The following is a 19,780-nucleotide window of genomic DNA, read 5'->3' on the forward strand; positions in this document are numbered from 1 at the left end:
TATGTAATTTTTTTGTATTTATTTATAAAGTATTTTTTGAAATAGCTACTGATTTGGACTTTCTAAATAATATAATGGCACTGATAACATCAGCACAAAAAATAAATTGTAATATACTATGAAGAAATAGTTCTTTTATAGAAAAAATACCTTCTGTATAATTTTGTTTTACAGCAGATAGCCCTATTAATCCACTTAAAAATATAGAAGCACAATCTAAAGCTAATAATACAAAAGAAATTCCAAATGTAAATATAGTAAACATACAAGCAATGCCTACTATAAAAAGAACTATATAAGCTGGTATTTGAATAAGTTTTATTATCATATTTATTTTTGCTAATTGTAATGCGTTCCTTTTGTGTGTGATGTTTTTGATGAAAATGCAAATAGCATTTATAAATGAGATAAGCCAAAAAATACAAATATAAAAAAAGCCTGTATAAATGTTGTTATGAAAAAGATATTTCATTAGTGTTGTATGAAAAAGACTATATATTAATAATACAATAGAATAAGGAAAAAGTATAATAAAAGATACTGGTAATAGTTTTTTCATAATGACTACACTTCCTTGATAATATGAAATCACTTCATAAATTAGGATACATTTTATAATACTGAAATAAAAAGAAGCATAAAAAAAAGACCTTGACAACAAGACCATGATATGGTAATATATTGGGTATATCGACTAAGTTAACGCTAAATATGTTTTCTTTAAAATAGTATAGCATATTAGCAAATAAATTTCAACAAATTTTTATGAAAATTTGTAGGAAATCCATATTATATTATTATAGAACTTGTCGAAAAGAAGTATAGAGTATGTAAGTGTTGTGCAATTTTACGCAAAGGGGGTTTGTGAATATGCAGAAACACCCTAATTTTATAACATTAGAATCTTCATGGAAAGACTTTTGTGACAACTGCTATGAAAAGGTGGTACAAGCAAAGGTCTAGCTTTGTTTGGTTCTAAATTTTTTGTGTAAAAAATTTATTTCCGCAGCGTAATAAATATTTTCGAGAGGTGACATAGATGGAAAAGAACAGAATTCACGCACTCCCTTTAGGTGACAGTGTAAGAATGAGTTACTCAAGAATCAATGAAGTTCTTGAAATGCCGAATTTAATTGAAGTTCAAAAAGACAGCTATGACTGGTTTTTGAAAGAAGGTTTGAAAGAAGTTTTTGAGGATATTTCTCCCATTATGGATTTCAGCGGCAATTTAGAATTGAAACTGACAGATTTTACTTTAGATTCTGAACCTAAATATTCCATTGAAGAATGTAAAGAAAGAGATGCAACATATGCAGCGGCATTGAAAGTAAAAGCTAGATTGTATAATAAAGAATTAGATGAAATTAAAGAACAGGAAATTTTTATGGGAGATTTTCCTTTGATGACAGAAACAGGCACATTTATTATCAATGGTGCAGAGCGTGTTATTGTAAGTCAGCTTGTGCGTTCTCCAGGTATTTATTATGCTTCTGATTTTGATAAATTGGGAAAAAAATTACTTTCTGCTACTGTAATACCAAATAGGGGTGCTTGGCTGGAATATGAAACAGACTCTAATGATGTTTTTTATGTTAGAGTAGATCGTACTAGAAAAGTACCTGTAACAGTATTGATTAGAGCGTTGGGTATTGGTAGTGATGCAGAAATATTAGAACTATTTGGTGAAGAGCCAAAAATACTGGCTACTATAGAAAAAGACGTTTCAAAATCATATGAAGAGGGTTTAGTGGAATTGTATAAAAAATTGCGTCCAGGCGAACCTCCTACAGTAGAAAGCTCAGAAACATTGCTTAGAGGAATGTTTTTTGATGCAAAAAGATATGACTTAGCAAAAGTAGGAAGATATAAATTCAATAAAAAACTTGCACTTCGTAATAGAATAAAAGGAGCAAAATTAGCAGAAACGGTTGTAGATGCTATGACAGGTGAAGTTGTTGCAGAAGCAGGTATGAAATTAACATTAGAACTTTGTGATGAAATACAAAATACAGGAGTTCCTTTTATTTATATTGAAGCAGAAGAACAAGAAGATAGAAAAGTAAAAATATTAACAAATCAGGTAGTTGACATTGATACTTATTTAGCAGAGTTTGATTTAACAGGTATAGAATTAGGTATTAAAGAAAAAGTATATTATCCTGTTTTAATGAAAATATTAGAAAGCTATGACACAGCAGAAGAAATCAAAGCAGCAATTAAAGAAAATATACATGAACTATTGCCAAAACATATTACATTAGAAGATATTATGGCTTCTATTAATTATGTTATGCAGTTAGATTATGGATATGGCAATGTAGATGACATTGACCATTTAGGTAATAGACGTATTCGTTCTGTGGGAGAATTGCTTCAAAATCAATTTCGTATTGGTCTTTCCAGAATGGAAAGAGTAGTTAGAGAAAGAATGACAACACAAGATATAGCAGTTGTGACACCTCAAGCACTTATCAATGTGCGTCCTGTTACAGCAGCAATAAAAGAATTTTTTGGAAGTTCACAGTTATCGCAGTTTATGGACCAAAATAATCCTCTTTCTGAATTGACACATAAACGCCGTTTGTCTGCATTAGGTCCTGGTGGTTTATCTAGAGAGAGAGCAGGATTTGAAGTGCGTGACGTTCACCACTCACATTATGGTAGAATGTGTCCTATTGAAACACCTGAAGGACCTAATATTGGTTTGATAAACTCTTTAGCAACATTTGCAAGAATTAATGAGTATGGGTTTATAGAAGCACCTTATAGAAAAGTAGACCAAAGTGGAGAAGAACCAAGAGTTACAGATGAATTTGTGTATGTTACAGCAGATGAAGAAGAAAATTATAATGTAGCACAAGCAAATGAACCTTTGGACGAACAAGGACATTTTATGAATAGAAAAGTTTCGGGCCGACATAGAGAGGAAATTATAGAAGTAGATAGAAAAGAAATTCATTTGATGGACGTTTCTCCTAAACAAATGGTTTCTGTGGCAACAGCATTAATACCATTTTTGGAAAATGATGACGCAAATAGGGCATTGATGGGTTCTAATATGCAGCGTCAGGCAGTACCTTTGTTAGTAACAGACTCTCCTATTGTTGGGACAGGTATGGAGTATAAAACAGCAAAAGACTCTGGTATTTGTGTTATTGCAAAACATACCGGTGTAGCAGAAAAAGTTGCAGCAAATGAAATTGTAATAAAAACAGAGGAAGGAAAACGTGATACTTATCATTTGATAAAATATCAAAGAAGCAATCAAAGTACTTGTTTAAATCAAAGACCTATTATTAATCAAGGAGATAAAATAAGACAAGGACAAATTATAGCAGATGGTGCTTCCACATCAAATGGAGAATTAGCACTTGGCAAAAATCCTCTCATAGGCTTTATGACATGGGAGGGCTATAATTATGAAGATGCTGTTTTGCTGAGTGAAAAATTGGTACAAGAAGATGTATATACTTCTGTACACGTAAATGAATTTGAGTCTGAAGCAAGAGATACCAAATTAGGGCCAGAAGAAATTACAAGAGATATTCCTAATGTGGGAGAGGACGCTTTAAGAGATTTGGACGCAAGAGGTATTGTGCGTATTGGTGCAGAAGTGCGTCCTAATGATATATTGGTTGGAAAAGTAACACCAAAGGGAGAAACAGAACTGACAGCAGAGGAAAGATTACTGAGAGCAATATTTGGTGAAAAAGCAAGAGAAGTAAGAGATACATCATTGAGAGTACCTCATGGCGAAACAGGTATTATTGTAGATGTCAAAATATTTACAAGAGAAAATGGCGATGATATAGGGCCTGGAGTTAATCAACTTGTTAGAGTATATATTGCACAGAAAAGAAAAATTTCTGTAGGCGATAAAATGGCAGGTAGACATGGTAATAAAGGTGTTGTGTCTAGAGTATTGCCAGTGGAAGATATGCCATTTTTGCCAAATGGTAGGTCTTTGGATATTGTATTAAATCCTTTGGGTATACCTTCCCGTATGAATATTGGTCAGGTATTAGAAACACATTTGAGCCTTGCAGCGAAAGCATTAGGCTGGAAAGTAGCAACGCCTGTATTTGATGGTGCTGATGAAGTTAGCATTATGGATACATTAGAAATGGCAAATGATTATGTAAATACAAGTTGGGAAGAATTTTCTGAAAAATGGAAAGACTTGCTACAAGGAGATATTTATGATGAACTTTATGCTAATAGAGAGCATAGAGAAGAATGGAAAGGTGTTAAGCTTAGCAGAGATGGTAAAGTGGAACTTCGTGATGGTAGAACAGGAGAAGTATTTGATAATAGGGTTACAATAGGCTTTATGCACTATTTGAAATTGCATCACTTGGTAGATGACAAAATTCATGCACGTTCCACGGGCCCTTATTCTCTTGTAACACAGCAACCATTAGGAGGAAAGGCACAGTTTGGTGGTCAAAGATTTGGAGAGATGGAAGTTTGGGCATTAGAGGCTTATGGTGCAGCATATACTTTGCAAGAAATATTGACAGTAAAATCTGATGATATTGTTGGACGTGTAAAGACATATGAAGCAATTGTAAAAGGAGAAAATATACCAGAACCTGGTGTGCCAGAGTCTTTCAAAGTACTTTTAAAAGAATTGCAGTCATTGGCTTTGGATATTAGAGTATTGAGAGAAGACCAAACAGAAGTAGAAATTAAAGAGTCTATTGATGATGTAGATGATTTGAATGTAAATATAGATGGATATGAAAGAGATGATGACAGCAGTAAAAATGTTTATATGGGACAACCAAATGAAGCTATGACAGAAGAAGAAAACTTAATTGACTTTTTATTTGATGATGACGATGATGAAAGTACAGAAACAGACGATGATGACCTATTAGATGATTATATAGATGATGATTTAATAGATGAGGAAGAATTAGATGACGATTTAGACGATATAGATTTAGATGAGGAAGACGAGGAATAAGAAAGGAGCATGATAGTTCATGACAGCACAAAATGCGGAACAAGGTATCGTTTTTGATTCTATCAAAATCGGTTTAGCATCTCCTGAAAAAATACACGAATGGTCAAGAGGGGAAGTAAAAAAACCAGAAACCATTAATTATAGGACATTAAAACCAGAAAGAGATGGTCTTTTTTGTGAAAGAATATTTGGACCAACAAAAGACTGGGAATGTCATTGTGGAAAGTATAAAAGAATAAGATATAAAGGCGTAGTATGTGATAGGTGTGGCGTAGAAGTTACAAAGGCAAAAGTAAGAAGAGAGAGAATGGGGCATATTGAACTGGCTGCCCCAGTATCTCACATATGGTATTTTAAAGGAATACCTTCCCGTATGGGATTGATACTTTCTATGTCACCAAGGGCTTTAGAAAAAGTGCTGTATTTTGCATCTTATGTAGTATTAGACCCAGGTGATACAGAATTACAGTATAAACAGCTTTTAACTGAAAAAGATTTTAGAGAAGCATATGATAGATATGGCAATGCTTTTAAAGCAGCAATGGGAGCAGAAGCAATTAAACAGCTTCTTATGGACATTGACCTAGAAAAAGATGCAGAAGAATTGAAAAAGCAGCTTGTAGATACTACAGGGCAAAAAAGAATTAGAATTATAAAAAGATTAGAAGTGCTGGAGTCTTTTAGACTTTCTAATAATAAGCCAGAGTGGATGATATTAGATGCTATTCCTGTTATTCCTCCAGAAATTAGACCTATGGTACAGCTAGATGGTGGTCGTTTTGCAACAAGCGATTTGAATGACCTTTATAGAAGGGTAATTAATAGAAATAATCGTTTAAAAAGATTACTTGATTTAGGAGCACCAGATATTATAGTAAGAAATGAAAAAAGAATGTTGCAGGAAGCAGTAGACGCTTTAATAGATAATGGAAGAAGAGGAAGACCTGTTACAGGTCCCGGAAATAGACCATTAAAATCTCTTTCTGATATGCTTAAAGGAAAACAAGGACGTTTCCGTCAAAATCTATTAGGAAAGCGTGTTGACTATTCTGGACGTTCTGTTATTGTAGTAGGCCCTGAATTAAAAATATATCAGTGCGGTTTGCCAAAAGAAATGGCTATTGAATTATTTAAGCCATTTGTTATGAAAAAATTAGTAGAAGACGGATTAGCACATAATATCAAATCTGCTAAAAGAATGGTAGAGCGTATGCAAACAGAGGTTTGGGATATACTGGAAGATGTCATAAAAGAACACCCTGTTATGCTTAATAGAGCCCCAACACTTCATAGATTGGGTATACAAGCATTTGAGCCTGTATTAGTAGAAGGTAGAGCAATTAAATTGCACCCATTGGTATGTACAGCATATAATGCAGACTTTGACGGTGACCAAATGGCTGTGCACGTGCCTCTTTCTGTAGAAGCACAAGCAGAATGTCGCTTTTTGTTGCTTTCTCCTAATAACTTGCTGAAACCATCTGATGGTGGCCCTGTTACAGTACCTTCTCAGGATATGATATTAGGTATGTATTATTTAACATTAGAAAAAGAGGGCGAAAAGGGAGAAGGAAAAGCATTTAAAGATGAAAAAGAAGCTATACTTGCCTATGACAATCATGTCATAACACTTCATGCTAAAATTAGAGTAAGAAGAACATTGGAATTTAATGGTGTAGAGGAGTCAAGAATGGTAGATACGACAGTAGGGCGTATTATATTTAATGAAGCCATTCCTCAAAATTTGGGCTATGTAGATAGAACAAATGAAAAAGAAAAATTCCAGTATGAAATTCATTCTTTGGTGAAAAAGAAAGATATAGGAAAAATAATAAATAGATGTATTAGTCGTTGTGGTTCTACACAAACAGCAATCGTGTTAGACCAAATAAAAGCGTTAGGTTATAAATTTTCAACAAGAGCAGCATTGACAGTATCTGTATCAGATATGGTAATACCAGAAAAGAAAAAGAGCTATTTAGAAGAAGCAGAAGGTAAAGTAGAAGATATTACAAAAAAATTCAGACGTGGCTTAATGACAGATGAAGAAAGACATAACAAAGTAATAGAAGCATGGAATATTGCCAATGATAAAATAACAGATGCTTTGCTTGCAGGATTAGGAAAATATAATAATATATTTATGATGGCAGACTCTGGAGCCCGTGGTTCTAATAGCCAGATTAAACAGCTTGCAGGTATGAGGGGACTTATGGCAAATCCATCAGGTGGTATTATAGAATTGCCTATTAAATCAAATTTCCGTGAAGGTCTTTCTGTTTTGGAATACTTTATTTCTGCACATGGTGCAAGAAAAGGTTTGACAGATACAGCATTAAGAACAGCAGACTCTGGATATTTGACAAGAAGATTAGTTGACGTTTCACAAGACATTATTATAAGAGAATGGCAATGTTGTGAAGACCAAGGAGAAGATACACCAGGATTGTGGGTATCTGCATTTATGGACGGCAACGAAGTGATTGAAAGCTTGCAAGATAGAATTAGAGGTCGTTGGTCTATATTAGATATTGTGCACCCAGAAACCAGAGAAATATTAGTACCAAAAGACACTATGATAACACACGACCAAGCAGAAAAAGTAGAAAAAGCAGGTGTAAAAAAAGTATTGATTAGAACAGTACTAACTTGTCGTTCTGAAATAGGTATTTGCTCAAAATGTTATGGTGCAAATATGGCGAGTGGTCGTTTTGTAAGAATAGGTGAGTCTGTTGGTATTATTGCAGCACAGTCTATAGGAGAACCTGGTACACAGTTGACAATGAGAACATTCCATACAGGCGGTATTGCAGGAGATGACATTACACAAGGTCTTCCACGTGTTGAGGAACTTTTTGAAGCAAGAAAACCAAAAGGACTTGCAATTATAGCAGAATTTGGTGGAAAAGTAACTATCAGTGATACAAAGAAGAAAAGAGAAGTCATTATTACAAATGCAGATACAGGAGAAACAAAAGACTATTTGATACCATATGGTTCACGTATTAAAGTGTATGATGGTGACACTATAGAAGCAGGTGATGAAATCACAGAAGGTAGTGTAAATCCACATGACATTTTAAAAATTAAAGGCATTAGAGGCGTGCAAGACTATATGATACAAGAAGTTCAAAGAGTGTATCGTTTGCAAGGTGTTGAAATCAATGATAAACATATTGAAGTTATTGTTAGACAGATGCTCAAACGTGTAAAAATTGAAGAAAACGGCGATACAGAATTTTTGCCTGGAAGTCTTGTAGATTGGCTTGCATTTGAAAATAGAAATGCACAAATGGAAGAAGAAGGAAAAGAACCAGCAAAAGGGTATAGAGTGCTTTTGGGTATTACAAAAGCATCACTTGCAACAGACTCATTCCTGTCTGCGGCATCTTTCCAAGAAACGACAAGAGTGCTGACAGAAGCAGCAATCAAAGGAAAAATTGACCCATTGATTGGATTAAAAGAAAATGTAATTATAGGTAAACTGATACCAGCAGGTACTGGTATGCAAAGATACCGTAATATAGATATTGAAATAGTAAAAGAGGAAGAGGAAGAAGAAGATATTTATTATTATAGTGGATATGATATGTAATTAGAAAATAGTAAAAATAGAAAACAGAGATACTTTTATAGTATCTCTGTTTTTTTGTGCTTATTTGGCTTTTGAGAGTAGTTGAGATAATAATTCATAAACGTATTGCACTTGTTTGAAATCAGCATTTTGCAAAAGTGTTATCATGTCGGAAAAATTATCAGTATTTTTTTTGGTATTTTCATTTCCGAATATTAGATAATCCATTGAAATATCCAGTACAATAGAAATACGTATCAGAGTATCTAAAGAAGGACTTTGTATTGCATTTTCTATTTTGGAGTAAGTACTAAAAGAAATATTTGTTAATTCTGCAATTCTTTCTTGAGTATATCCTAATTGTAACCTTTTTGATTTCATTCTATCGCCTATATTTTTTAGTTGTTTTTTTGTCAATAATATCACCTTATAAAAGTAAAATATAAAAATATTTTTATATTGGAGCTATCAAATGAATTTATAAAATTTTAATGATTTTTAGTATTTTTTCTTTTTTTCAATATCTAAATTTTCTATAGCTCTTAATATTTCATGGTCTAATGCAAAAGCTGAATTATCATATTGTTCAGATAAAAGATAATCTATTGAGGTGTTGAGAGCATTTGCAATAGCAAGTAATAAATTTAAACTAACTGTTGTATAATTATTTTCAATATTAGAAATATGAGAAGTATTACAACCAACAATTTCTGCAAGTTTATATTGTGTTAATCCTTCAGACTGACGCATTTTTTTATTTTTATTCCTAATTGTTTATAATTAACTTCTGCCTGCGATCAAAACACCTTGTTTTATTAATTGTTTTGTTATAATAAAGAATATATTTTTTCAAGAAAATGTATTATGTATTGTAAATTTTCTTTGTCACAATTTTTTATTAATGATACTATAGCCTCTTTTTGTCTATTACTAGAATAATATTTAACTTCATCATTATTTTGTTGTCCATAAACTAAATAATCAAGAGATACTTCTAAAATTTGGGAAATATCGATTAATCTTTCTAATGTTGGAGTGACAATAGCATTTTCTATTTTAGAATAATTGCTATAAGAAATATTCAATAATTCTGCCATTTTTTCTTGTGTATATCCTTTTTCTTTTCGTTTTTGTTTAATTCTTTCTATCATACTATTATATAAATAAGATTTCTTCAATATTTTCACCCCCAACATTATAATAATTGAATTAATAAAAACAACAATTCATTTATAATGATTGCATTTATATTGTGTATTTTAATTTTTTATGTTATATTTGTGTTAAAACAACAAATAAAGCAAGAAAGGTTATGATTTATTGTGAATAAAAAAAATAAAAAATTTGATAAAATTTGCAAAGCAATCGTATTAAAAAATGGTGTTTCTATGAAGGAAGTCAAAAAGGAAATGCAGTCAGCAATTAACTATGCTTTTGAAAATGTTACACAAGAACAAAAATTATTTCAAAGTAACATTACGAAAAAAGGAGAAATACCAACTCCTGAAGAACTGTTAAATTTTGTTTGTAAAAATATAAAATAATATTGAATTTATCAAAAAGGCGATTAAGGGAAACTTTTTTCACTTGTGAAAAGTTCCCCAAACGCCTTTCAGACATTTTCTCCTCAAAAACATGCTTGAAAGCATAAAAAACCTTAAAACTTTGAAGTGTTACCTCAAATTCCACCAACTTTTGAAAAAGTTGGACAAAACTTTTATGGAAAACTTTGTTTTCCCAACTACAAACAGAAATCTATTAACAGAATAAATATAAAATAATATTTTTGTTTTGAAAAATTGGGAAAAATTAAAATAAAATTATTGACTTTTATAATATGAAATGATAAAATATTGCAGTGTCTTGAAAATAAGACTTTTTTTCATGCTTGTTTTCATATGACAGAAGATGTTAATGCAATGGCAGAACGTATTTATTTTGTAAGGAGGTGCAATAAATGCCAACATTTAATCAGTTAGTAAGAAAAGGAAGAAAGACAGTAGAAAAGAAATCTACTGCTCCAGCTTTGCAAAAAGGTTTGAACTCTTTAAAGAAGAAAACAACAGACATTTCTTCTCCTCAAAGACGTGGCGTTTGTACAGCAGTAAAAACTTCTACACCAAAGAAACCTAACTCAGCACTTAGAAAAATTGCCAGAGTTCGTCTTTCTAATGGTATTGAAGTAACAGCTTACATTCCAGGTGAAGGTCATAATCTTCAGGAGCATAGCGTTGTTCTTATTAGAGGCGGAAGGGTAAAAGACTTACCTGGTGTGCGTTATCATATTGTTAGAGGAACATTGGATACAGCAGGCGTTGCAAATAGAATGCAGGCTCGTTCTAAATATGGTGCAAAACGTCCAAAAGCGAAAAAGTAATCAAATTATAAATCGTATGAAAAGGAAATGCCTTATACAAAATCAATACCATCTGCAAATTGCTTAGAGATAAAAGATTTACGTATGAAGGCATGACAACACGAGAAAAAAGCTCGTGAAGTACCGAGAATATCATTATTCATTAAGGAGGGAAGAATCGTGCCAAGAAAAGGACATGTTGCAAAGAGAGAAGTTTTAGCAGACCCTTTGTATAATAGTAAGCTGGTAACAAAATTAATAAATAGTGTTATGTTAGACGGCAAAAAAGGCGTTGCTGAAAAAATTGTTTATGGTGCATTCGAAAAAGTAGCAGAAAAAACAGGGAAAGAACCATTAGAAGCTTTTGAAGAAGCTCTCAACAATATTATGCCAGTATTAGAGGTAAAAGCACGTCGTGTAGGTGGTGCAACTTACCAAGTACCAATGGACATTAGACCAGAAAGAAGAAGAACATTGGGACTTCGTTGGTTAACACTTTACAGCAGAAAACGTGGAGAAAAAACAATGATTGACCGTTTAGCGGGAGAAATCATGGACGCATTAAATAATGCAGGCGGAGCTGTAAAGAAAAAAGACGAAACCCATAAAATGGCAGAAGCAAATAAAGCATTCTCCCATTACAAATGGTAAGTATGTAAAGTTGGCAAAAAAAATAATAAAAGAGTTTATTCGTATATACGATAAAGGAGGAGTTCAGCGTGGCAAACAGAGCGTTTCCACTTGCTAAGACTAGAAATATCGGTATCATGGCACATATTGATGCTGGTAAAACAACTCTTACAGAGCGTATTTTGTTTTATACAGGACGTAATTATAAAATTGGTGATACCCATGAAGGTACTGCTACTATGGACTGGATGGAACAAGAACAAGAAAGAGGTATTACAATCACATCTGCTGCAACAACTTGTCAGTGGAATGAAAATAGAGTAAATATCATTGATACACCAGGACATGTTGACTTTACAGTAGAAGTTGAGCGTTCATTGCGTGTATTAGATGGTGCAGTGTGCGTATTCTGTGCAAAGGGTGGTGTAGAACCACAGTCTGAAACAGTATGGCGTCAAGCAGATAATTATAATGTACCAAGAATGGCATTTGTCAATAAAATGGACATTATGGGAGCAGATTTTTATAATGTGCTTCAAATGATGAAAGATAGATTAGGCTGTAATCCCGTTGCAATGTTTTTACCAATAGGAGCAGAAAGCGACTTTGTAGGAGTTATCGACTTAGTAAAAATGAAAGCATTTATTTATGAGGACGACTTAGGCAAAGAAGTAGATGAAGAAGAAATTCCTGATGATATGAAAGAAAAAGCAGAAGAATATCGTCAGCTTATGGTAGAAGCAATTGCAGAAACAGATGAAGATTTGATGGATAAATATCTTGCAGAGGAAGAAATTACAGAACAAGAATTAAAAACAGCTATGAGAAAAGCTTGTATTAACTGTGAATTAATTCCTGTATTCTGTGGTTCTGCATATAGAAATAAAGGTGTTCAAAAATTATTAGATGGTGTTATTGAATATATGCCAGCACCTATTGATATTGCAGCTATTAAAGGTATTGACCCAGATACTGGAGAAGAAATTGAAAGACACTCTTCTGATGAAGAACCATTTTCTGCATTGGCATTTAAAATTATGAATGACCCATTTGTAGGAAAATTAGCATTTTTCCGTGTGTACTCTGGTACATTAAATTCTGGCACATATGTTTATAATTCCACAAAAGGTAAAAAAGAACGTGTTGGACGTATATTACAGATGCACGCAAATCATAGAGAAGAAATTGATAAAGTATACTCTGGAGATATTGCAGCAGCAGTAGGTTTTAAATTAACAACAACTGGAGATACTATTTGTGATGAAGACCATGAAGTAATATTAGAGTCTATGGTATTCCCAGAACCAGTTATTGAAGTTGCTATTGAACCAAAAACAAAAGCAGGTAGAGATAAAATGGGTATTGCTTTGGCAAAATTAGCAGAAGAAGACCCAACATTTAAAACATATACAAATCAAGATACAGGTGATACCATTATAGCAGGTATGGGTGAACTTCACTTAGAAATCATAGTTGACCGTCTGTTGAGAGAGTTTAAAGTAGAAGCAAATGTTGGAGCACCACAGGTTTCTTATAAAGAAACATTTAGAAAAGCTGTTGATGTAGAAGGAAAATTTGTTCGTCAGTCTGGTGGTAGAGGACAGTATGGACACTGTAAAGTAAAATTCTATCCTATTGGTACAGATGCAGAACACAATTATGAATTTGTCAATAGTACTGTTGGTGGTTCTATACCAAAAGAATATATACCAGCGATTGATAAAGGTATACAAGAGGCAATGCAGAGTGGTATATTGGGTGGATACCCAGTACTTGGCGTAAAAGCAGAAGTATATGATGGTTCTTACCACGATGTAGACTCCTCTGAAATGGCTTATCAGATAGCAGGTGCTATGGCTTTTAAAGAAGCTATGAGAAAAGGCGATGCAGTATTGCTTGAGCCTATTATGAAAGTAACAGTATCCGTACCAGAGGACTATATGGGCGATGTTATAGGAGATATTAACTCTCGTCGTGGTAGAATTGAAGGTATGGAAGCAAGAAGTGGTGTACAAGTAATTCATTCTTATGTACCATTGGCTGAAATGTTTGGATATTCCACAGACCTTCGTTCAAAATCACAGGGACGTGGAACTTATGTAATGGAAGTTGACCATTATGAACCATGTCCAAAATCAGTACAAGAAAAAGTTTTAGAAGGTAAAAAAGCTAACGCATAAGTTTTTTGTATAAAGTACTATAAAAATGGAATAATTGCTTGCAAATACTGGCAATATTCTATATAATGAAAACAATACAGTAAATGAATTGTACTCTTAAACAATTTAAAGGAGGATATTTAAAAATGGCTAAACAAAAATTTGAAAGAACCAAACCACATATGAATATTGGTACTATTGGTCACGTTGACCATGGTAAAACAACTTTAACAGCTGCTATTACAAAAACACTTCATGAAAGATATCAAATCGGTGAAGCAGTTGCATTTGAAAACATTGATAAAGCTCCAGAAGAAAGAGAACGTGGTATCACAATTTCTACAGCACACGTTGAATATGAAACACCAACAAGACACTATGCACACGTTGACTGCCCAGGACATGCTGACTATGTTAAAAATATGATTACAGGTGCTGCTCAAATGGACGGTGCTATACTTGTTGTTGCTGCAACAGATGGTCCTATGGCTCAAACAAGAGAGCACATTTTGCTTTCTCGTCAGGTAGGCGTTCCTTATATTGTTGTATTTATGAACAAATGTGATATGGTAGATGATGAAGAACTTCTTGATTTAGTTGAAATGGAAATTAGAGAACTTCTTTCCGAGTATGAATTCCCTGGTGATGATATTCCTATCATTAGAGGTTCTGCTTATCAAGCATTGCAAGATTCTACAGGTGAATGGGGCGACAAAATCGTTGAATTAATGAACGAAATTGAAGGATATATTCCTGAACCAGAACGTGATACAGATAAACCTTTCTTGATGCCAGTAGAAGACGTATTCTCCATTACAGGACGTGGTACAGTTGCTACAGGTAGAGTTGAAAGTGGTGTTGTTAAAGTACAAGATGAAGTTGAAATCGTTGGTTTAACAGAAGAAATTAGAAAAGTTGTTGTAACAGGCGTTGAAATGTTTAGAAAACTTCTTGACCAAGCAGAAGCTGGCGATAATATTGGTGTTCTTCTTCGTGGTGTGCAAAGAAATGAAATCGAAAGAGGACAAGTTCTTGCAAAACCAGGTTCTATTACACCTCACCACAAATTTAAAGCACAGGTTTATGTATTAAGTAAAGAAGAAGGTGGACGTCATACTCCTTTCTTCAATAACTATAGACCACAGTTCTATTTTAGAACAACAGACGTTACAGGTATTATCTCTCTTCCAGATGGCACAGAAATGTGTATGCCTGGCGATAACGTTGAAATGACAATCGAATTGATTACAAAAGTAGCTATGGCTCCTGGTCTCCGTTTTGCTATCCGTGAAGGTGGTAGAACAGTAGGTGCTGGTTCTGTTACTGAAATCATTGAGTAATTTGTAAAAACGGTGATTTTAAGGGCTTTCCGAGTATTTCGGAAAGTCCTTTTTTAATGTATAATATAATATTTTTTTGAAAATGGTGCCAAATCGGTGCCAAAATACTTACCAGCCTTTTATTTGTTTTACTTGTTCTGCTCTTTGTGGGTCTTTGTGATATTGCAGTTTAAATTGTATTGTTTGTACGATTTCTTGCCTTGCTTCATCATCTAACTGATAAAATGAAGTCAAAAGATTATCTACGTCAGGCATACTATTTTTTCCAAATAGATACATAAGAGGATACATAGAATTTTTTAAATAAGTTTTTACTCGACTTCCGTCTAAAGCACCATGTAAGCCATCTGGTAGTGTTGGATATATTTCTTCTTCTGTGATGGCACCAGAAAATGGACTGGCAGAGCATATTTCATTTACATCAATTTCTAATTCATTTGCTAAACGCAATGCAAAATCAAAACGAATATTGGAATCTTTTTGAATAATAGAATAAAGTGTCGTGGCACTGATTCCTGTGGCTTTTGCAATTTTGCGGACATTAGTACCTTTGCTATCAAGTATTGTTTTTAGTTTTTTTCCATCTCCCATAAAAATCTCCTACTTTCATATAAAAATTTATTACGAATTCCATAAATCTAATTTTTATCATATCATATATTATAGAAATAAAAAAGATAAACTTTTTATAAATAATATACGAAAAACATAAAAAATATTTTTATGAAATATTGACACAATAAAAATAAAGTGCTACTATGGATATACGAAATTCGTATAACAAATAAATATAAATATTGTAATAAATTTTGATTGAAAAAAGGAGGTCGAATATATGGCAAATTATCAATATATGATGAGTGCTGATGATGTAGCACGAGAATTAAGTTGCTCCAAATCTTATGCCTACAAGCTGGTAAAAAAATTAAATCAAGAGCTTGCTACACAAGGGTATATCACAATAGCAGGTAAAATTCCAAAAACATATTTGGCAAAAAAGATGTATGGATATGAGTTATTAAAAAGTTAAACAAAGGAGATTACTATGGCTTACAAAGAAAAAGACACCAAAAAATGGACAGCTCAATGGTTTGAAACAAATGTAAAGGGGGAAAAGAAAAAAAGAAGAAAAAGGGGTTTTGAAACAAAACGAGAGGCTTTAGAATATGAGCGACAAAAGAAGTTAAACAACAACAGAAATATGAATATGAAATTGAGTGATTTTGTAGATATCTATTTTGATGACAAACAAAATGAATTAAAAGACCGCACCATAAAAAATAAAAGATATATGATGGAACAACATATTATTCCTTATTTTGGAAGTCAAAAAATAAATGAAATTACAGCTTCCCAAATTATACAATGGCAGAATGAAATGCAGACAAAAGGATTTTCAGAGGCATATTTGAGAATGATTCAAAATCAATTAACTTGTTTGTTTTCTCATGCTTCTCGCATATATGATTTAACTACAAATCCATGTAAAAAAGTAAAACGCATGGGCAGCTTTGATGTTAGAAGTTTAAACTTTTGGACATTAGAAGAATATCAGAAATTTATTCAAACAATAGAGCAAGGAACAAAATATTATATTATTTTTGAAATTCTTTTTTGGACAGGTTGTAGAATAGGGGAGCTATTAGCACTAACAAAAAAAGACATTGATTTTGAAAAAAATCAAATCAATATTAACAAAACATATTATCGAACAAATAGACAGGATATTATTACAGAACCAAAAACAAAACAATCCATCAGAATAGTGGAAATACCAGAATTTTTGAAACAGGAAATCAAATGCTTTATTGATAGACATTATGGTATGCCCGATAATGAAAGACTTTTTCCAATCGTGCAGGAAGCAGTACAACACAAAATGAAACGTCATATTGAAAAGTCTGGTGTAAAGTATATACGTGTCCATGATACCCGTCATTCACACGTTGCGTACTTGATTAATAAAGGGGTTGACCCTATTTTGATAAAAGAAAGAGTAGGACACAAAGATATACGAATTACATTAAATACTTATGGACATTTATATCCAAATCAACAAAGAAAGATAGCAGATTTAATTGACAGTGAAAAAAATAAGCCTTAACAGCACCACCTGCTAAGACTTGTGATAACTGAAGGACTTCTGTTATCTACCAATATAATATAAGTATAACAGAGGTTCTTCATTGTATCAATAGAATTTTATAAAAAAATGGAGGACTTTTTATGAAAGAAGCAGATGTGAAAATGATTAAAATGTCAGATGTTCAAACACAGCCTATAGAATGGCTTTGGTATCCTTTTATCCCTTATGGAAAATTGACTATTATTCAAGGTGACCCTGGTGATGGCAAAACGACGCTTGCGTTAAACATAGCAGCAAAGCTGTCAAAAGGGGAAGTATTAGAAAATGAAACAATGACACAAGAACCTATAACAATTATATATCAAACGGCAGAAGATGGTCTTGCAGATACAGTAAAACCAAGACTAGAAAATGCAGAAGCAGATTGCAGTAAAATATTGGTGATTGATGAAAGCAGCAAATTGTTATCTATGACAGATGAAAGACTGGAAAAGGCTTTGATACAAACAAACGCAAAAGTGCTTATATTAGACCCAATACAAGCCTATTTAGGCGGTGGGATGGATATGAATAGAGCAAATGAGGCAAGAAATATAACAAAACAGTTGGGAATGTTAGCAGAAAAGTATCAATGTGCTATTCTTTTAATTGGGCATATGAATAAAGCAGCAGGAAATAAAGCGGTATATAGAGGCATGGGTTCTATTGACTTTTTTGCAGTAGCGAGAAGTGTGTTATTAGTTGGCAGGGTAAAAGGAGAACCTGATATTAGAGCTGTGGTTCAAATAAAAAATAATATTGCAGCTTTTGGACATTCCAAAGCATTTCGATTATCTGAAAAAGGATTTGAATGGCTAGGGGATTATGAAATTACTGCTGATGAAGTATTAGGTGGCATTGTCCCTAAAATAAATAAGCTAGAACAGGCAAAACAAATGTTACGAAAACTTTCAGAAAGTTCAAACATGATACAAAGCAATGAAATTTTTAGTATGGCTGATGAAAAAGGTATTTCTAAGAGGACATTGGAAACTGCAAAAAAAGAATTAAAAATAAAGGCAAAAAAAATTAATAATTTGTGGTATTGGGAATTTAGTAAATGAAGACCATAGCATTGCAAAATATAAGATTTTGCGGTGTTGAATATTGCAAAATTGCAAAAAATATAAGAATTTTGCGGTCTTGCTATTTTAACAAGAAAATAGTAAATAGGTATAAAAATTGTATATTTTTAAAATATTTTTTATTGTTATTAACAAGAGTTTAGAATTGTTGATATAAAAAATATACAGATTATATAAAATTTTTTTACTAATATTTATAAAGTATTATGTTCCAAAAAGGAAGACCGCAAAATTGCAAGATATAGGATTTTGCGGTCTTGAAATTGCAGAGATGAAAAATGTAAGATTGCAAATATAAAAATATTGCAGGCTTGCGGTCTTGATAAAAAGACGGATAAACAAATGTCAAGAATGTACATATTTTATAAGTGTTTTTAATTATTATTGATAATAAATTTGATAGATAGATGTCAAAAGTATATATATTTTACAAATATTTTTTATTAGTATTTCACAAATTATTAAAAAATTACTATAAGGGGAAGACCGCAAAATTACTATAAAATTTTACAGTCTTGCATTGCGGACTTGATGAAAGAAAGGAATAAATTAATATGAAAAACGTACAGATTTCACATGAACTTTTTATGACACTTATAAAATATTTCTTTTTTGAACGAGAAAATTTATTTTCGGAAATACAAAGAGAATTAGAACAAAAGTTGGATACTTTAGTAGCAAGAGAATTGTACACAAAATATAAAACAGCACCTACTGAAGAAGAAAAAGAAAAAGCAAGACAGGAATATTTGAATAAAAAGGGAATATACTCCAGTTTTCGCTGGTAATGCCTTTCCTTTGATAACCAATGACAGAAACGTGACACGTTTCTGTTTTTTGGTTAACAAGGAGAAATTGCCTTTTTAAGTACAAAAAGCAGTCATTCTAAAGCTAGACCTAAAAAGAGGTATCAAATGTCAACAAAATAAAAATAGCTTTTAGAAATGTTGTATGTACAATGCTCTGAAAGCAAATAAGGGTATTCAGATTATTTTATAAATTATAGGGGGATATAGTTGTATATATTATTAATATAGGGGATATATAGTATTTTTTATCAATAATTTTCTTTCTTGATGGCAAAAAAAGAAACAGAAGTTTTTTCTTTTCAGCTATTGAGAAAGAATTTTTTTACAAAATTTATACGAAAATAATTTTATTTTTTAATATCACTATTATTTTATAGTACAAAAAAGATTTCAAAAAAATTTTCTATTTTAAGCTACTAATATAAGGAATTTTTTTTGTAGAATTTTAAGAATGTAAGAAATTTTTCAGTCAAAAATTTTATCAAAACTGGTTTTATTTTTGATAGTAAAAGTTATATGTAGTACAATAAAAGCAACATTCTAAAAAAAGGAAAAGCCACACCGAAGGCGTTTTGTAAATTTCAAAAAAATTTACATTTGGGGTTTGGGGGAACACCAACAAGCGTGGAAAGGGATATCCCTTTCCCCTGCTTGCACTCGGTACAGTCTCCCTTTTTTGTACAGATTTTTGAGATTTACAATTATTTCTAATTTTGAAATTAACATTAAAAAA

The 19,780-nt window shown here is 32.3% G+C and carries 16 protein-coding genes; 11 read left to right on the forward strand and 5 right to left on the reverse strand.

Annotated features, from left to right (window positions below):
* Positions 1–22 precede the first annotated feature (22 nt).
* On the reverse strand, positions 23–559 hold the full coding sequence (locus C820_RS05970) for a hypothetical protein (protein WP_035296738.1): 537 nt from the start codon (positions 557–559) through the stop codon (positions 23–25).
* A 480-nt stretch (positions 560–1,039) separates the two neighbouring features.
* Between C820_RS05970 and rpoB the strand changes: the two genes are divergently transcribed.
* Both rpoB and rpoC read left to right on the forward strand, forming a co-directional pair.
* The gene (rpoB, locus tag C820_RS05975; protein WP_004037260.1) at positions 1,040–4,969 is read left to right on the forward strand and encodes a DNA-directed RNA polymerase subunit beta; all 3,930 of its coding nucleotides are present in this window, start codon (positions 1,040–1,042) and stop codon (positions 4,967–4,969) included.
* Between the two features lie 19 nt (positions 4,970–4,988).
* Positions 4,989–8,564, forward strand: a complete 3,576-nt coding sequence (gene rpoC / locus C820_RS05980; RefSeq protein ID WP_004037258.1) for a DNA-directed RNA polymerase subunit beta' — start codon at positions 4,989–4,991, stop codon at positions 8,562–8,564.
* A 60-nt stretch (positions 8,565–8,624) separates the two neighbouring features.
* Here the strand turns inward: rpoC and C820_RS05985 are convergent, their stop codons facing one another.
* The 3 genes from C820_RS05985 to C820_RS05995 form a co-directional block, all read right to left on the reverse strand.
* The gene (locus C820_RS05985) at positions 8,625–8,960 is read right to left on the reverse strand and encodes a helix-turn-helix domain-containing protein (protein WP_004037256.1); all 336 of its coding nucleotides are present in this window, start codon (positions 8,958–8,960) and stop codon (positions 8,625–8,627) included.
* An 81-nt stretch (positions 8,961–9,041) separates the two neighbouring features.
* Positions 9,042–9,293, reverse strand: a complete 252-nt coding sequence (locus C820_RS05990) for a helix-turn-helix domain-containing protein (protein ID WP_004037254.1) — start codon at positions 9,291–9,293, stop codon at positions 9,042–9,044.
* Positions 9,294–9,370: 77 nt separating this feature from the next.
* A complete protein-coding gene (locus tag C820_RS05995; protein ID WP_004037252.1) occupies positions 9,371–9,721 on the reverse strand; it encodes a helix-turn-helix domain-containing protein in 351 nt (116 codons plus the stop codon).
* A 144-nt stretch (positions 9,722–9,865) separates the two neighbouring features.
* Between C820_RS05995 and C820_RS06000 the strand changes: the two genes are divergently transcribed.
* The 5 genes from C820_RS06000 (at position 9,866) to tuf (ending at position 15,028) form a co-directional block, all read left to right on the forward strand.
* Positions 9,866–10,087 (forward strand): sporulation initiation factor Spo0A C-terminal domain-containing protein, encoded by a 222-nt coding sequence (locus C820_RS06000; protein ID WP_004037250.1) that lies wholly within the window; start codon positions 9,866–9,868, stop codon positions 10,085–10,087.
* A gap of 413 nt (positions 10,088–10,500) precedes the next feature.
* The gene (gene rpsL / locus C820_RS06005) at positions 10,501–10,920 is read left to right on the forward strand and encodes a 30S ribosomal protein S12 (RefSeq protein WP_004037248.1); all 420 of its coding nucleotides are present in this window, start codon (positions 10,501–10,503) and stop codon (positions 10,918–10,920) included.
* A 159-nt stretch (positions 10,921–11,079) separates the two neighbouring features.
* The gene (gene rpsG, locus C820_RS06010; RefSeq protein WP_004037245.1) at positions 11,080–11,550 is read left to right on the forward strand and encodes a 30S ribosomal protein S7; all 471 of its coding nucleotides are present in this window, start codon (positions 11,080–11,082) and stop codon (positions 11,548–11,550) included.
* 68 nt (positions 11,551–11,618) lie between these two features.
* Positions 11,619–13,709: an elongation factor G gene (fusA, locus tag C820_RS06015; RefSeq protein WP_004037243.1), complete on the forward strand. Its 2,091-nt coding sequence runs from the start codon at positions 11,619–11,621 to the stop codon at positions 13,707–13,709.
* 125 nt (positions 13,710–13,834) lie between these two features.
* A complete protein-coding gene (tuf, locus tag C820_RS06020) occupies positions 13,835–15,028 on the forward strand; it encodes an elongation factor Tu (protein ID WP_004037241.1) in 1,194 nt (397 codons plus the stop codon).
* A gap of 108 nt (positions 15,029–15,136) precedes the next feature.
* On the opposite strand, the gene C820_RS06025 is transcribed toward tuf, so the two are convergent.
* Entirely contained in the window at positions 15,137–15,619 is a 483-nt protein-coding gene (locus C820_RS06025; RefSeq protein WP_004037239.1) for a helix-turn-helix domain-containing protein, read from the reverse strand.
* Positions 15,620–15,863: 244 nt separating this feature from the next.
* On the opposite strand from C820_RS06025, the gene C820_RS06030 reads away from it, so the two are divergent.
* The 4 genes from C820_RS06030 to C820_RS06045 all read left to right on the forward strand — a co-directional run bounded on the left by C820_RS06030 (position 15,864) and on the right by C820_RS06045 (position 19,026).
* Positions 15,864–16,058: a hypothetical protein gene (locus C820_RS06030; protein ID WP_004037236.1), complete on the forward strand. Its 195-nt coding sequence runs from the start codon at positions 15,864–15,866 to the stop codon at positions 16,056–16,058.
* A gap of 15 nt (positions 16,059–16,073) precedes the next feature.
* A complete protein-coding gene (locus C820_RS06035; RefSeq protein WP_004037233.1) occupies positions 16,074–17,132 on the forward strand; it encodes a tyrosine-type recombinase/integrase in 1,059 nt (352 codons plus the stop codon).
* Positions 17,133–17,254: 122 nt separating this feature from the next.
* Positions 17,255–18,217, forward strand: coding sequence for an AAA family ATPase (locus C820_RS06040; protein WP_004037231.1), 963 nt, complete (start codon positions 17,255–17,257; stop codon positions 18,215–18,217).
* Positions 18,218–18,792: 575 nt separating this feature from the next.
* A complete protein-coding gene (locus tag C820_RS06045; protein WP_004037228.1) occupies positions 18,793–19,026 on the forward strand; it encodes a hypothetical protein in 234 nt (77 codons plus the stop codon).
* Positions 19,027–19,780: the final 754 nt, after the last annotated feature.

The sequence above is a fragment of the Clostridium sp. MD294 genome, from assembly GCF_000364165.2.
Classification (GTDB): Bacteria; Bacillota; Clostridia; order Lachnospirales; family Anaerotignaceae; genus Coprocola.

Coding starts and splice junctions, on each gene's coding strand:
- C820_RS05970 (WP_035296738.1), bottom strand. CDS start 559: ATGAAAAAACTATTACCAGTATCTTTTATTATACTTTTTCCTTATTCT.
- rpoB (WP_004037260.1), top strand. CDS start 1,040: ATGGAAAAGAACAGAATTCACGCACTCCCTTTAGGTGACAGTGTAAGA.
- rpoC (WP_004037258.1), top strand. CDS start 4,989: ATGACAGCACAAAATGCGGAACAAGGTATCGTTTTTGATTCTATCAAA.
- C820_RS05990 (WP_004037254.1), bottom strand. CDS start 9,293: ATGCGTCAGTCTGAAGGATTAACACAATATAAACTTGCAGAAATTGTT.
- rpsL (WP_004037248.1), top strand. CDS start 10,501: ATGCCAACATTTAATCAGTTAGTAAGAAAAGGAAGAAAGACAGTAGAA.
- tuf (WP_004037241.1), top strand. CDS start 13,835: ATGGCTAAACAAAAATTTGAAAGAACCAAACCACATATGAATATTGGT.
- C820_RS06025 (WP_004037239.1), bottom strand. CDS start 15,619: ATGGGAGATGGAAAAAAACTAAAAACAATACTTGATAGCAAAGGTACT.
- C820_RS06030 (WP_004037236.1), top strand. CDS start 15,864: ATGGCAAATTATCAATATATGATGAGTGCTGATGATGTAGCACGAGAA.
- C820_RS06035 (WP_004037233.1), top strand. CDS start 16,074: ATGGCTTACAAAGAAAAAGACACCAAAAAATGGACAGCTCAATGGTTT.
- C820_RS06040 (WP_004037231.1), top strand. CDS start 17,255: ATGAAAGAAGCAGATGTGAAAATGATTAAAATGTCAGATGTTCAAACA.
- C820_RS06045 (WP_004037228.1), top strand. CDS start 18,793: ATGAAAAACGTACAGATTTCACATGAACTTTTTATGACACTTATAAAA.